Consider the following 13699-nt stretch of genomic DNA (forward strand, 5'->3'; position numbering starts at 1 on the left):
TTTGCTCAACACAAAAAAACGGCAACAAAAAAGGGAGACTCAAGAGTCTCCCTTTGCGTAACGCCGGTCGTGTCAGTCGAACACGCCGAAAGTCATGTAGCTGAACCACGAACGGTCGTCGTTGTTGCCTTGCGCTTTGTGATCTTCTTCTTCGATCACGTCGCCGTTTTCGTCTTTAGGCTTGAGATCGTTCGGAATCGCATCCTTGGCGTCCTGGAACTGCTTCTGCACGTCCTGGTTGGCGCGGGTTTCTCCCGGCGGCAGCGGCGGGCGGGATTCGATCAGGCCCAGGGTGGCCTTGCTCAACCACGAACGGTTGTCGGCTTCGGCAACCGACGGCACGAACTGACCGTCGACCAGGCTTGGGTGGTTCGGGTAGTTGAGCTTCAGGGTTTCGAGGCTGGTGGCTGCCAGTTCGTCCAGGTGCAGACGCTGGTAGGACTCGGTCATCACCGCCAGGCCGTCGCCGACCGAAGGGGTTTCCTGGAAGTTTTCCACCACGTAGCGGCCACGGTTCGCGGCAGCGACATAGGCCTGACGGGTCAGGTAATAGTCGGCAACGTGGATCTCGTAGGCCGCCAGCAGGTTGCGTAGGTAGATCATGCGCTGCTTGGCGTCTGGCGAGTAACGGCTGTTCGGGAAACGGCTGGTCAGCTGGGCGAACTCGTTGTAGGAGTCACGTGCGGCGCCCGGGTCACGCTTGGTCATGTCCAGCGGCAGGAAGCGCGACAGCAGGCCAACGTCCTGGTCGAAAGAAGTCAGGCCCTTGAGATAGTAGGCGTAATCGACGTTCGGGTGCTGTGGGTGCAGACGAATGAAACGCTCGGCAGCGGCTTTGGCGGCTTCCGGTTCGGCGTTCTTGTAGTTGGCGTAGATCAGTTCGAGTTGAGCCTGGTCAGCATAACGACCGAACGGATAGCGCGACTCCAGAGCCTTCAGCTTGGCGGTGGCGCTGGTGTAGCTGTTGTTGTCCAGATCGGCCTGGGCCTGTTGGTACAACTCGACTTCACTCAGGTTTTCGTCTACGACTTCCTTCGATGAGCAAGCAGCGGTCAATGCGAGGATGGCGATCAGCAGCAGGTGTTTCACTTGCATGGCGGCTTGCGTCCCTATGACGGCCGCTGTCTTGGGCGTGGCCGTCCTGTTATGATGAGCGCCCCGTTGAGTAGCCTCGGGGCAAAAGACGCCGTATTTAACCACAAGCGCGCAGCCGAAACCAAAGGCTGTGCCGACGCCTAGTCTGAGCATGTCCGATAAAATTGAACTTCGCGCAGAGGTGCCGTCCGAATTGGGCGGCCAACGCCTCGATCAAGTCGCCGCACAATTATTCGCTGAGCACTCGCGCTCGCGCCTTTCCGCCTGGATCAAAGACGGCCGCCTGACTGTGGATGGGGCGGTTATCCGCCCGCGAGACATCGTTCACGGTGGCGCCATTCTTGAACTCACTGCCGAGCAGGAAGCTCAGGGCGAATGGGTCGCTCAAGACATTGCCCTGGACATCGTCTACGAAGACGACGAAATCCTGGTGATCAACAAGCCTGCGGGCCTGGTGGTGCATCCGGCTGCCGGCCACGCCGACGGCACTTTGCTCAATGCCTTGTTGCACCATGTGCCGGACATCATCAATGTGCCCCGTGCCGGTATCGTGCACCGTCTGGACAAGGACACCACCGGTCTGATGGTGGTGGCCAAGACCATTCAGGCGCAGACGCAGCTGGTTACACAGTTGCAGAGCCGCAGCGTCAGCCGGATCTATGAATGCATCGTGATTGGTGTGGTAACCGCCGGCGGCAAGATCAACGCGCCGATCGGTCGTCACGGCCAGCAGCGCCAGCGCATGGCCGTGATGGAAGGGGGCAAGCAAGCCGTCAGCCATTACCGTGTGCTTGAGCGCTTCCGCTCCCACACTCACGTGCGGGTGAAGCTGGAAACCGGTCGTACGCACCAGATTCGCGTGCACATGGCGCACATCAACTTCCCGTTGGTCGGAGATCCTGCCTACGGTGGTCGTTTCCGGATTCCGCCGGCAGCTAACCCGACCATGGTCGAGTCGCTGAAAAACTTCCCGCGTCAGGCACTGCATGCGCGGTTCCTGGAGCTAGATCACCCGACGACCGGTGAACGTATGAGCTGGGAGTCGCCGTTGCCGGAAGATTTCGTCTGGTTGCTGACCCTGCTCAAGCAAGACCGCGAGGCGTTCATCGGATGAGTGACTGGCTGATTCCTGACTGGCCCGCGCCGGCCGGGGTGAAAGCCTGTGTGACCACCCGTGCGGGCGGCGTCAGTCTGGCGCCGTTCGACAGCCTCAACCTCGGCGATCATGTCGACGATAGCCCTGAAGCTGTCGCCGAAAATCGCCGTCGCCTTACCGATCACTTCTCCATTCAACCGGCCTGGCTGCAGCAGGTCCACGGCATTGTCGTGGCCCATGCCGACCCGAGCCGGGTGGATACGGCCGATGCCAGCTGGACCTCAACGCCGGGCGTCGCCTGCGCGGCGATGACCGCCGATTGCCTGCCAGCGCTGTTTTGCGACCGCGCCGGCACCCGGGTCGCGGCAGCCCATGCCGGTTGGCGCGGGTTGGCGGCGGGCGTGCTGGAAGCCACGCTCGACAGTCTGGCGGTGCCACCGGCCGAGGTCTTGGTCTGGCTCGGTCCGGCCATCGGTCCGCAAGCCTTTGAAGTTGGCCCGGAAGTGCGCGAAATCTTCCTGCAGCAGTTGCCGCAAGCGGCTGAAGCCTTTGTGCCAAGCGTAAATGCCGGCAAGCTCATGGCCGACATCTATGAGCTGGCGCGTCTGCGTCTGGCGGCTCGTGGCGTTACCGCTGTCTACGGCGGTGGTTTCTGCACCGTCACCGACCCTCGCTTCTTCTCTTACCGCCGGGCTCCTCGCACCGGTCGGTTCGCCTCCCTTGTCTGGCTCGCCCGCTAAGCTTTGCTGACCTGCATCAACGTCAAGACGCTTGAAACTCCCAGAATTGACCACATCTATTGTGGTATCTGGCAGGTTTCTTAATTCAGGACGTTTCATAGGTCCGGCCTGCTCAAAAGGAAGGTGACCCATGCGTATAGACCGTTTAACCAGCAAATTGCAGTTAGCGTTGTCCGATGCCCAATCCCTGGCAGTCGGCCTCGATCATCCGGCCATCGAGCCGGCGCACTTGATGCAGGCCTTGCTCGAACAGCAGGGCGGCTCGATCAAGCCTCTGCTGATGCAGGTGGGCTTCGACGTCAACAGCTTGCGTAAAGAGCTGACCAAAGAGCTCGACCAGCTACCAAAAATCCAGAACCCGACCGGCGACGTCAACATGTCGCAGGATCTGGCGCGCCTGCTCAACCAGGCTGACCGTCTGGCCCAGCAGAAGGGCGACCAGTTCATCTCCAGCGAACTGGTGTTACTCGCTGCCATGGACGAGAACAGCAAGCTCGGCAAGTTGTTGCTCGGTCAGGGCGTGAGCAAGAAAGCCCTGGAAAACGCGATCAATAACCTGCGTGGTGGCGAGGCCGTCAACGACCCGAACCACGAGGAAGCGCGCCAGGCGCTGGATAAGTACACCGTCGACCTGACCAAGCGTGCCGAAGACGGCAAGCTCGATCCGGTGATCGGCCGTGACGACGAAATTCGCCGCACGATCCAGGTGTTGCAACGCCGTACCAAGAACAACCCGGTGCTAATCGGTGAGCCTGGCGTCGGTAAAACCGCCATCGCCGAAGGCCTGGCCCAGCGCATCATCAACGGTGAGGTGCCGGACGGCCTCAAGGGCAAACGCCTGTTGTCCCTGGACATGGGAGCGTTGATTGCCGGTGCCAAGTATCGCGGTGAGTTCGAAGAACGCCTGAAATCCTTGCTCAACGAGCTATCGAAGCAGGAAGGGCAAATCATTCTGTTCATCGACGAACTGCACACCATGGTCGGTGCCGGTAAAGGCGAAGGCTCGATGGACGCGGGCAACATGCTCAAGCCAGCCCTGGCTCGTGGTGAGCTGCATTGCGTCGGTGCGACCACGCTCAACGAGTATCGCCAATATATAGAGAAGGATGCGGCGCTTGAGCGACGCTTCCAGAAAGTATTGGTGGACGAGCCGAGCGAAGAAGACACCATCGCGATCCTGCGTGGCCTGAAAGAGCGCTACGAGGTTCACCACAAGGTGGCGATCACCGACGGTGCGATCATTGCAGCGGCCAAGCTCAGCCACCGCTACATCACTGACCGCCAGTTGCCGGACAAGGCCATCGACCTGATCGACGAGGCCGCCAGCCGTATCCGCATGGAGATCGACTCCAAGCCGGAAGTGCTGGACCGTCTGGAACGTCGCCTGATTCAGTTGAAGGTGGAATCCCAGGCGCTGAAGAAAGAAAGCGACGAAGCGGCGATCAAACGACTGGAGAAACTCCAGGAAGAAATCGTTCGTCTCGAGCGTGAGTACTCGGATCTCGAAGAAATCTGGAACTCGGAAAAGGCCGAAGTTCAGGGTTCTGCGCAGATTCAGCAGAAGATCGAACAGTCCCGTCAGGAACTGGAAACCGCGCGCCGCAAAGGCGACCTGAACCGCATGGCTGAACTGCAGTACGGGGTGATCCCGGACCTGGAGCGCAGTCTGCAAATGGTCGACCAGCATGGCAAACCGGAAAACCAGTTGCTGCGCAGCAAGGTGACTGAAGAAGAGATCGCCGAAGTCGTTTCGAAGTGGACCGGTATTCCGGTGTCGAAGATGCTCGAAGGCGAGCGCGACAAGCTGATGAAGATGGAAAGTCTGTTGCATCAGCGTGTGATTGGCCAGGAAGAGGCCGTGGTCGCGGTTTCCAACGCGGTACGGCGCTCCCGTGCCGGGTTGTCCGACCCGAACCGGCCGAGCGGCTCGTTCATGTTCCTCGGCCCGACCGGTGTCGGTAAAACCGAGCTGTGCAAGGCGTTGGCCGAATTCCTCTTTGATACTGAAGAGGCGATGGTGAGGATCGACATGTCCGAGTTCATGGAGAAACATTCCGTGGCTCGCTTGATCGGCGCACCACCGGGATATGTCGGTTATGAAGAGGGCGGTTATCTGACCGAGGCAGTGCGTCGCAAGCCTTACTCGGTGATCTTGATGGACGAAGTCGAGAAGGCGCACCCGGATGTGTTCAACATCTTGCTGCAAGTGCTCGAAGACGGTCGCCTGACCGACAGCCATGGCCGTACGGTGGACTTCAAGAACACCGTGATTGTCATGACCTCCAACCTGGGGTCGGTACAGATCCAGGAACTGGTCGGTGATCGTGAAGCGCAGCGTGCAGCGGTGATGGATGCGATTTCCAGCCACTTCCGGCCGGAGTTCATCAACCGGGTCGACGAAGTGGTGATCTTTGAGCCTTTGGCGCGGGATCAGATCGCGGGCATCACCGAGATCCAGTTGGGTCGCCTGCGTAGCCGTCTGACCGAGCGGGAGTTGAAGTTGGACCTCAGCCCTGAAGCCATGGATAAGCTGATCGCGGTCGGTTACGACCCGGTGTACGGTGCGCGGCCGCTGAAACGGGCGATCCAGCGCTGGATCGAGAACCCGCTGGCACAGATGATTCTGTCGGGACGATTCATGCCTGGGGACACGGCCCATGGTGTGGTGGAAAACGACGAAATCGTCTTTGTCTGATCCTCGGCGGCAGCAAAAATGAAAAGGCCTCGCATTGCGAGGCCTTTTTTTCGTTAGGCTGTTGAACTCAAAGGAAAAGGCTTGTAAAGTGCGCCCCGCAGTCAGTCACCCGCCAGGGTTTCCGCTCCCCAAGCAGGAATCCAAAATAAGTTGCAAATCATTAACTTGAAAGCAATTTAGGGGGTTGACAGAGGTGCTGAAGATTGTAGAATAGCGCGCCTCAGACACACGAACGCAGCGATGCGAACGAGTCGAAGAGAACGCAGTAAAGCTTCAAAGTTGTAAATTGAAATATGTAGTTCCGTGATAGCTCAGTCGGTAGAGCAAATGACTGTTAATCATTGGGTCCCAGGTTCGAGTCCTGGTCACGGAGCCAATTTCAAGCCGGGGTATAGCGCAGTCCGGTAGCGCGCCTGCTTTGGGAGCAGGATGTCAGGAGTTCGAATCCCCTTACCCCGACCATATTTGGGTCGTTAGCTCAGTTGGTAGAGCAGTTGGCTTTTAACCAATTGGTCGTAGGTTCGAATCCCACACGACCCACCATTTTTGAAACCAGTTAGCGCTGGAATCGAATCTTAAGATCAGAGGCCAAAAGCGCTGATCGAAGAAGGCGCCTTTCAAAGGTGCCTTTTTTTTACCGGGGTATAGCGCAGTCCGGTAGCGCGCCTGCTTTGGGAGCAGGATGTCAGGAGTTCGAATCCCCTTACCCCGACCATATTAAAAATCCTCGTATCGAAAGATACGGGGATTTTTTTTGTCTTCGAAAAGCGTATTCGCTTCTTTAGTCATCGTACAACTTGCCGATAACGAGCTATAGAGGCACCGCCAGGGCCTCCACTCCAGCCAACAATAATAAAGGCACTCGTTATGTTTCTTCGTCAGTTGAATATTGCCCCCCGTGCCGCATTGGGTTTTGCCTTGATTGCGGTACTCGTGGCGCTGCTCGGGGTTTTTGCGCTGGGGCAGATGTCGAGCATTCGCGAGAGTGAAGTGGCGGTGGAGAAACAATGGCTGCCGAGCATTCGCGGCGGTGATGAAATACGCGAAATCATGTTGCGCATTCGCACCATTTCCCTGCGCATGGCGCTGGACCAGGACCCGAAGAACATCGCCCAATATCGCAGCCAGATGGATACCCGGGACAAGGAGTTGAGCGAAAAAATCGCCGCCTACGACAAACTGGTCACCACAGCTGAAGGCAAGGCGTTGTACGACCAATTCAAGAACACCTTCGCGGCCTATCGCGCCGGTATTGCCCAATCCTTCACCCTGGCCGAACAAGGGCGTCGCGACGAGCTGACCAAGCTGCTGCTGGTGGATATGAAGACGGTGGTCGACGGCTCTGGCAAGCAACTCAGTGACCTGGCGGAACTGTTTAGCCGACAAGTCGCGGCAGAAAGCGAGAAATCCAAAGAACACTACGAAACATCACGCACGATCGTGAGCCTGTTTATTGCCCTTGCGGCGTTGGCGACGGTTGCCTTGGCCATGTTGCTCACCCGCAGCATCGTGCGTCCGCTAAGTGAAGCCGTGAGTGCAGCGGAACATGTGGCGCAGGGCGACCTGACACGTCCGATCGAAACCCATGGCAACGACGAAGTCAGCCGTTTGCTCAAGGCATTGGCGACCATGCAGCAGAATTTGCGGGAAACCCTGCAAGGCATCAGCGGCTCCGCGACGCAATTGGCCACGGCTGCCGATGAATTGAACGCCGTTACCCTCGACAGCAATCAGAGCCTGCAACAACAGAACAACGAAATTGAACAGGCGGCCACGGCGGTCAATGAAATGACCTCCGCCGTGGAAGAGGTCGCACGCAACGCCGTGTCCACCTCCGATGCCACTCGTCAGTCCAGTGAGTCGGCGCATCTGGGGCAGGAGCGGGTCAGCGAGACGGCCATCGCGATAAGTTCGCTGGCCCACGACGTGCAAAGTACCGGGGAGCTGGTGCGGTCACTGGCCAATCAGTCTCAGGATATCGGCAAGGTGCTGGATGTGATTCGCGCCATTGCCGAGCAAACCAATCTGCTGGCGCTGAACGCGGCCATTGAAGCGGCGCGGGCGGGGGAGAGTGGTCGAGGTTTTGCAGTGGTGGCCGATGAGGTGCGTGCCTTGGCCCATCGCACCCAGCAATCGACCCAGGAAATCGAGCAAATGGTCCAAGGCATGCGCGACGGATCGAGCCAGGCGCTTGAGGCGATGAATACCAGCGCTTCACGTGCTGCCAGCACGCGGGTCCTGGCTGAGCGCGCAGGCGAGGCTCTGCAAACCATCACGGCTTCCGTGCATGAGATCCACGAGCGAAACCTGGTGATCGCCAGTGCAGCAGAAGAGCAAGCGCAAGTGGCGCGTGAGGTCGACCGTAATCTGGTGAACATTCGCGACCTGTCGGTGCGTTCCGCCACCGGGGCCGATCAGACCAGTGCATCGAGCCATGAATTGTCGCAACTGGCCAATGCGCTGCAGGGGATGGTGCGGCGTTTTCGGGTGTAAGTGATTCAGATGGAAAATGTGGGAGCTAGCAGACTAGCCCCCACAGGTTTTTACATCAGTGCAGTTTCAGCCGTGGCTCGGTCCCGCGTCCGATCTTGCTCCCCAGCATCAACATCGCCGTGCGGAACGGTCCGTACAGCGCCATCTGGTGCATCCGGTACAGCGACACGTAGAACATCCGTGCCAGCCAGCCTTCCAGCATCACGCTGCCGGTGAGGTTGCCCATCAAGTTACCCACAGCGGAAAAACGCGACAGCGAAATCAGCGAGCCGTAGTCGGTGTACTTGTACTCCGGCAATGCCTTGCCTTCAATGCGCAGCTTCAGCGACTTGGCCAGCAACGACGCCTGTTGATGCGCAGCCTGGGCGCGCGGCGGCACGTTGCGGTCAGTGCCCGGTTGTGGGCAGGCGGCGCAGTCACCGAAGGCAAAGATGTTTTCGTCGCGAGTGGTTTGCAGGGTCGGCAGCACTTGCAGCTGATTGATGCGGTTGGTTTCTAAGCCATCGATGTCCTTGAGGAACCCCGGTGCGCGAATCCCCGCCGCCCAGACTTTCAGGCTGGCGTTGATCACTTTGCCGTCCGCAGTAATCAGGCTGTCGGCCGTGACTTCGCTGACCGCCGCGTTGGTCATGACGTTGACCCCGAGTTTCTCCAGGGTTTTATGCACAGGGCCGCCGATTCGCTCCGGCAATGCCGGCAGCACCCGTGGCCCGGCTTCGATCAGGGTGATGTGCATGTTTTCCGGTTTGATCCGGTCCAGGCCATAGGCCGCCAGTTCATGGGCGGCGTTGTGCAGTTCGGCGGCCAGTTCGACCCCGGTGGCACCGGCGCCGACGATGGCCACGCTGATTTGCTCGACCGTGTCAGTCTGCCCGGCGTGGGCGCGCAGGTAGTGATTGAGCAACTGCTGATGGAAGCGCTCGGCCTGTTTGCGGGTGTCGAGGAACAGGCAGTGTTGCGCCGCGCCCTGGGTGCCGAAATCGTTGGTGGTACTGCCGACGGAAATCACCAACGAGTCGTAAGGCACTTCCCGCGCCGGTACCAGTTCCAGCCCGGCTTCGTCATAGGTGGCGGCCAGCTGGATTTTCTTGTTCGCGCGATCGAGCCCGCTCATGCGCCCCAGCTGAAACTCAAAGTGGTTCCATTTCGCCTGGGCAACATAGTTGAGTTCATCTTCGGAAGAGTTCAGGGAACCGGCCGCCACTTCGTGCAACAACGGTTTCCAGATGTGGGTCAGGTTCGCGTCGACCAGCATGACGCTGGCTGTGCCGCGCTTGCCCAGAGTCTTACCCAGACGGGTAGCCAACTCCAGACCGCCGGCGCCGCCGCCGACAATGACAATACGATGGGACATGGGGATAACTCGCAAGGCTAAAAGAAATCGGTGCAATTACCCGAGCGAGCGCAAGGCAGCTCATAGCGTCAGGTAACTGATAAGTCGGCTCAACAGGCCCAGACCAATGGTCACTGCCAGCACCATCACCAGGAGCATCCACGGCCTGAAAGGCCGGCGCTCGACTTGGTGTTGGGACAGTTGCAGATACGCTTCGACATGCTTCTGGTCGTCAGGGTTCAGGCGGCTGGTCATATCGGGCCTCGTCAGGGGTAGACGTTGCTAAATGTGATGAAGCTACAACGGGCGTTATCTCGCGATGAACGGAGCATAGCCGCTCTCCGGCAAGGGCTCGACGCTCACCGCATCTTCCAGGCGAATGATGCCACTTTGTAACACTCGGGCGGTGATTCCGCCATGCCCACGCACGGCCTGGAACGTTCCGCTGCCGAGGTTGTTTTCCAGGCGCGCGCAGGGCTGGCACCAGCCGGTGGTTTCGAAAATCGCCTGGCCAATCCGGAAGCGTCGGCCCTTGAGGCTGAAAAGATTGATTCCACTGATAACGAGATTGCGCCGCAGATCTTCAGGCCGGACCGGCTGATCCTCCGGCCGTCCCATCAGCGAACTGATGACCGGCAAGTGTTCCCACTGAATCAGCGTTACCTGCCGCGCATTACGCACGCCGGGGCGGGCATGGTCGCCGGTCAATCCGGCCTCCAGTCGCGCCTCAACGGCCTCCAGTTCGATCATCGGTGAGCGTGATTGCGCACGGACGCCGATCCAGCGTACGCGGCCGGTTTGCGGGACATGGGCAATCAATTCCTGCAATGGACTCACAGGCTGATCCCGACATCGAAAACGATGCTGCGTCCCAGATTGCTGCGCAGGAAGTCCGGCGCATCCGGGTGAGCGAACAGCACGCGGGCAAACGTCGGCCCCACCAGCGACAGCGAACGCCAGCCCTGGCGCAGGTATTCGGTGGGCGGCGGGAAATGGCTGTTGAGGTCGAGCACTTCGCGCTTGAGGCTGGCGAAGGCGATGATGTCCAGTTCACCCAGGTCCATGCCGCGTTCTTTGTAGTTGTGCGCTTTCTTGCGCAAAGTCGGTGCCAGTCGCAGCAGGAATTCGTTGGCGGGGATGCGCCGCGGCTTGGCTTCGCGTCGCACCAGTTGACTGAGGGAGAACGCACTGCGTCGACGTTGCAGCTCATCTCGCCATTCATCATTGAGGCGCCGTCCCTCATCGAGCACGAAGAACACCTCGAAACTGGCGTCGCGGAACAACACGTCCGGCGGCTCTCCGGCGGGGGCGAATTCATCGGCGCGATAGGGAATGTTCAGCCCTTGCAGCAGGCGCTGACAGACCCAACGCTCACGCTCCCATTTGCGGGCATTGGACAGGAACGCGTTGGCTTGCTCGGCCGCGATGGTCAGCAGGCGTAAGTAATCTGAGTCATCCATAGGCCCAAGCTTAGCGTTCAAATGCGATCGCAAAGAAGACAGTTTATCGGAGAGGGGCAATTCCCTCCGTTCCCATGCCCGTTTCAGGGCCCTGCACAAAACGGATAGTGGTCTGCGCAATGCGGATATTGACCCGCGCCTGGTGACTTTACCCTCGGCTGTACGGACGTAAGCCGTGTTACCCACGCTCGAAAAAAACAACAACAAGAGATAAATGCCATGCGCAAGATCGACGTACTTGAGGTTATCGACAACGCTCGTTTCAACCGCTTTCACTGGATGGTGCTGTTCTGGTGTGCCCTGATCATCATCTTCGACGGTTACGATCTGGTGATCTACGGCGTGGTTTTGCCGATGCTGATGAAAGAGTGGGGGCTCAGCCCTCTGCAAGCCGGCGCACTGGGCAGTTATGCACTGTTCGGCATGATGTTCGGCGCACTGTTCTTCGGCCCGCTGTCGGACAATATCGGTCGTAAAAAAGCCATCACCCTCTGCGTGATGCTCTTCAGTGGCTTTACCGTGCTCAACGGTTTTGCCCGCAACCCCACCGAATTCGGCCTCTGTCGCTTCATTGCCGGTCTCGGCATTGGTGGTGTGATGCCTAACGTCGTGGCGCTGATGAACGAGTACGCGCCGAAAAAAATCCGCAGCACCCTGGTGGCGATTATGTTCAGTGGTTACTCGGTCGGCGGCATGTTGTCCGCCGGGCTGGGTATTGTGCTGATCCCGAGTTTTGGCTGGCAGTCGGTGTTTTATGTGGCGGTCCTGCCGTTGCTGCTGTTGCCGCTGATCATGTACTTCCTGCCGGAATCGGTAGGGTTCATGTTGCGTCAGGGGCGCAATGAAGAAGCACGCGACATTCTTCAACGCATCGATCCGGCCTACGTTGCGCAGCCTTCCGATCAGCTGCACATGGCTGAAGTGAAGGGCACGGGGACACCAGTGTTGCAGTTGTTCCGTGAGGGTCGTGCGCTGCGCACGCTGATGCTGTGGCTGACGTTTTTCTGCTGCCTGTTGATGGTGTACGCCTTGAGTTCCTGGCTGCCGAAACTGATGGCCAACGCCGGTTACAGCCTGGGCTCGAGCCTGTCGTTCCTGTTGGTGTTGAACTTCGGGGCGATCTTTGGCGCGGTCGGCGGCGGGGTGCTGGGCGATAAACTCAATCTGCCGCGGGTGCTGGCGGTATTTTTCGCCATGGCGGCAGTGTCGATCACTCTGTTGGGCTTCAACAGTCCGATGCCGGTGTTGTACCTGCTGATCGCCATTGCCGGTGCCACCACCATCGGCTCGCAGATTCTTTTGTACGCCTGCGCTGCGCAGTTTTATTCCATGACCATACGTTCCACCGGGCTGGGTTGGGCGTCGGGTATCGGGCGCAACGGCGCCATCGTCGGTCCATTGCTGGGCGGTGCCTTGCTCGGGATCAGCCTGCCGCTGCAACTGAACTTCATGGCGTTTGCCTTGCCCGGTGCAGTGGCTGCCCTGGCCATGACCGTGTTCGCCATCAGCAGCCGATGCAGCGCCGCTGGCGTCAACCCGGCTTTGTCAGCGACCGGCGCCTGAGTCATGAAAGCGTTCTTCCAGGACTTTTCGTTGTCCGCCGCCGTGGCTGGATTCATCGCCACGGTGATTTCTTACGCCGGTCCATTGGTGATCATTTTTCAGGCGGCAGAAGCGGCACACCTCTCGCGGGAAGTGTTGTCGTCCTGGATCTGGGCGATCTCCATTGGCAGCGCTGTGCTGGGTATCGGTTTGAGCCTGCGCTACCGCGTTCCGGTGATTATTGCCTGGTCGGCGCCGGGCTCGGCGTTGCTGGTGGCGCTGTTGCCGGACATCTCCATGTCTGAGGCGGTGGGGGCTTATCTGGTCAGCAGCCTGATCATTTTCCTGGTCGGCATTTCGGGGGCTTTCGACCGGATCATCAGCAAGCTGCCGGCAGCGATTGCGGCGGCGATGCTGGCGGGGATCCTGTTCAGTTTCGGCACCGGGTTGTTCGTGTCGATGCAGCACAAGCCGTTGCTGGTGCTGGCGATGTTTGCCACCTACCTGATCTGCAAGCGGGTGATGCCGCGTTATGCGGTGATGATGGTGCTGTTGGTGGGCTGTTCGATTGCTGCGTTCACCGGTGATTTGCATCGTGAAGCGCTAGTGATCGGCCTGGCCACGCCGGTGTGGATCACGCCTGAGTTCAGCCTGGGCGCGATCCTCAACATCGCCTTGCCGCTGGTGATGGTGGCGCTGACCGGTCAGTTCGTGCCCGGTATGGCGGTGCTGCGCGCCAGTGGCTACTCCACGCCGGCGAGCCCGATCATCGCCAGCAGCGCGTTGGGTACGGCGTTGTTGGCGCCGTTCGGCTGTCATGGGTTGAACCTGGCGGCGATCACGGCGGCAATCTGTACCGGTCGCGAATCCCACGAAGATCCGCGCAAACGCTATGTGGCCGGGGTTGTTGGCGGCCTGTGTTACCTGCTGCTGGGGATCTTCGGCGCCACGCTGGTTTCGCTGTTTTCCGCATTCCCCAAAGAGCTGATCGCGGCGTTGGCCGGGTTGGCGTTGTTCGCCGCCATTGCCGGCGCGTTAACGGGCGCGATGGCTGTGCCGAACGATCGTGAAGCCGCGCTGGTGACCTTCCTGGTCACGGCGTCGGGCATGTCGTTGTTCGGTTTGTCCGCAGCGTTCTGGGGGCTGATTTTCGGCATGGTCACCCATGTGCTGTTAAACGCCCGCCGTCCGCTCCCTCTTCGCACAACCGCTGCAACTGACGTTGTTCAACCTGTCGATCAATAA

General features: G+C 59.4%; 10 protein-coding genes, 4 tRNA genes and 2 pseudogenes. 11 read left to right on the forward strand and 5 right to left on the reverse strand.

Translation table 11 applies throughout. The features are described from left to right. Positions 1–72 precede the first annotated feature (72 nt). The gene (locus tag ACNYC6_RS17835; RefSeq protein WP_419708511.1) at positions 73–1095 is read right to left on the reverse strand and encodes an outer membrane protein assembly factor BamD; all 1023 of its coding nucleotides are present in this window, start codon (positions 1093–1095) and stop codon (positions 73–75) included. Between the two features lie 151 nt (positions 1096–1246). Between ACNYC6_RS17835 and rluD the strand changes: the two genes are divergently transcribed. From rluD to ACNYC6_RS17880, 9 genes and pseudogenes are all read left to right on the forward strand, one after another. Further along, positions 1247–2209, forward strand: coding sequence for a 23S rRNA pseudouridine(1911/1915/1917) synthase RluD (rluD, locus tag ACNYC6_RS17840; RefSeq protein ID WP_056855649.1), 963 nt, complete (start codon positions 1247–1249; stop codon positions 2207–2209). Continuing rightward, positions 2206–2931 (forward strand): peptidoglycan editing factor PgeF, encoded by a 726-nt coding sequence (gene pgeF, locus ACNYC6_RS17845; RefSeq protein WP_419708512.1) that lies wholly within the window; start codon positions 2206–2208, stop codon positions 2929–2931. The genes rluD and pgeF overlap by 4 nt, the downstream gene beginning before the upstream one ends. A 130-nt stretch (positions 2932–3061) precedes the next feature. Beyond that, positions 3062–5626 (forward strand): ATP-dependent chaperone ClpB, encoded by a 2565-nt coding sequence (gene clpB, locus ACNYC6_RS17850; RefSeq protein ID WP_419708513.1) that lies wholly within the window; start codon positions 3062–3064, stop codon positions 5624–5626. Positions 5627–5926: 300 nt separating this feature from the next. Next, a tRNA-Asn gene (locus ACNYC6_RS17855) sits at positions 5927–6002 on the forward strand. A gap of 9 nt (positions 6003–6011) precedes the next feature. Beyond that, positions 6012–6088, forward strand: a tRNA-Pro gene (locus ACNYC6_RS17860). Positions 6089–6093: 5 nt separating this feature from the next. After that, a tRNA-Lys gene (locus ACNYC6_RS17865) sits at positions 6094–6169 on the forward strand. Between the two features lie 95 nt (positions 6170–6264). Further along, a tRNA-Pro gene (locus tag ACNYC6_RS17870) sits at positions 6265–6341 on the forward strand. A gap of 152 nt (positions 6342–6493) precedes the next feature. Further along, positions 6494–7216, forward strand: a pseudogene (locus ACNYC6_RS17875) (MCP four helix bundle domain-containing protein); the annotation flags it as partial. 306 nt (positions 7217–7522) lie between these two features. After that, positions 7523–8119 (forward strand): annotated as a pseudogene (locus ACNYC6_RS17880) (methyl-accepting chemotaxis protein); the annotation flags it as partial. Between the two features lie 55 nt (positions 8120–8174). Here ACNYC6_RS17880 and ACNYC6_RS17885 read toward each other — a convergent pair. The 4 genes from ACNYC6_RS17885 to ACNYC6_RS17900 are packed head-to-tail and all read right to left on the reverse strand — an operon-like array spanning position 8175 to position 10912. After that, positions 8175–9473 carry an NAD(P)/FAD-dependent oxidoreductase gene (locus ACNYC6_RS17885; RefSeq protein ID WP_419708514.1) on the reverse strand — a complete coding sequence of 433 codons (1299 nt, stop codon included), beginning with the start codon at positions 9471–9473 and terminating at the stop codon, positions 8175–8177. A gap of 60 nt (positions 9474–9533) precedes the next feature. Then, positions 9534–9707, reverse strand: coding sequence for a DUF3094 domain-containing protein (locus tag ACNYC6_RS17890; RefSeq protein ID WP_419708515.1), 174 nt, complete (start codon positions 9705–9707; stop codon positions 9534–9536). A 54-nt stretch (positions 9708–9761) separates the two neighbouring features. Next, positions 9762–10289 carry an MOSC domain-containing protein gene (locus ACNYC6_RS17895; protein WP_419708516.1) on the reverse strand — a complete coding sequence of 176 codons (528 nt, stop codon included), beginning with the start codon at positions 10287–10289 and terminating at the stop codon, positions 9762–9764. Beyond that, positions 10286–10912: a DUF1780 domain-containing protein gene (locus ACNYC6_RS17900; RefSeq protein WP_007970534.1), complete on the reverse strand. Its 627-nt coding sequence runs from the start codon at positions 10910–10912 to the stop codon at positions 10286–10288. Before ACNYC6_RS17900 ends, ACNYC6_RS17895 begins: the two co-directional genes overlap by 4 nt. 219 nt (positions 10913–11131) lie before the next feature. On the opposite strand from ACNYC6_RS17900, the gene ACNYC6_RS17905 reads away from it, so the two are divergent. Both ACNYC6_RS17905 and ACNYC6_RS17910 read left to right on the forward strand, forming a co-directional pair. After that, positions 11132–12475, forward strand: a complete 1344-nt coding sequence (locus tag ACNYC6_RS17905) for an aromatic acid/H+ symport family MFS transporter (RefSeq protein WP_419708517.1) — start codon at positions 11132–11134, stop codon at positions 12473–12475. A 3-nt stretch (positions 12476–12478) separates the two neighbouring features. Further along, entirely contained in the window at positions 12479–13699 is a 1221-nt protein-coding gene (locus ACNYC6_RS17910; RefSeq protein ID WP_419708518.1) for a benzoate/H(+) symporter BenE family transporter, read from the forward strand.

The sequence above is a fragment of the Pseudomonas sp. NFX224 genome (assembly GCF_048565165.1).
Taxonomy (GTDB): domain Bacteria; phylum Pseudomonadota; class Gammaproteobacteria; order Pseudomonadales; family Pseudomonadaceae; genus Aquipseudomonas.

Excerpts from the sequence above, each read along its gene's own strand:
- pgeF (WP_419708512.1), top strand. The coding sequence starts at position 2,206 with ATGAGTGACTGGCTGATTCCTGACTGGCCCGCGCCGGCCGGGGTGAAA.
- ACNYC6_RS17885 (WP_419708514.1), bottom strand. The coding sequence starts at position 9,473 with ATGTCCCATCGTATTGTCATTGTCGGCGGCGGCGCCGGCGGTCTGGAG.
- ACNYC6_RS17910 (WP_419708518.1), top strand. The coding sequence starts at position 12,479 with ATGAAAGCGTTCTTCCAGGACTTTTCGTTGTCCGCCGCCGTGGCTGGA.
- ACNYC6_RS17900 (WP_007970534.1), bottom strand. The coding sequence starts at position 10,912 with ATGGATGACTCAGATTACTTACGCCTGCTGACCATCGCGGCCGAGCAA.
- rluD (WP_056855649.1), top strand. The coding sequence starts at position 1,247 with ATGTCCGATAAAATTGAACTTCGCGCAGAGGTGCCGTCCGAATTGGGC.
- clpB (WP_419708513.1), top strand. The coding sequence starts at position 3,062 with ATGCGTATAGACCGTTTAACCAGCAAATTGCAGTTAGCGTTGTCCGAT.
- ACNYC6_RS17890 (WP_419708515.1), bottom strand. The coding sequence starts at position 9,707 with ATGACCAGCCGCCTGAACCCTGACGACCAGAAGCATGTCGAAGCGTAT.
- ACNYC6_RS17905 (WP_419708517.1), top strand. The coding sequence starts at position 11,132 with ATGCGCAAGATCGACGTACTTGAGGTTATCGACAACGCTCGTTTCAAC.
- ACNYC6_RS17835 (WP_419708511.1), bottom strand. The coding sequence starts at position 1,095 with ATGCAAGTGAAACACCTGCTGCTGATCGCCATCCTCGCATTGACCGCT.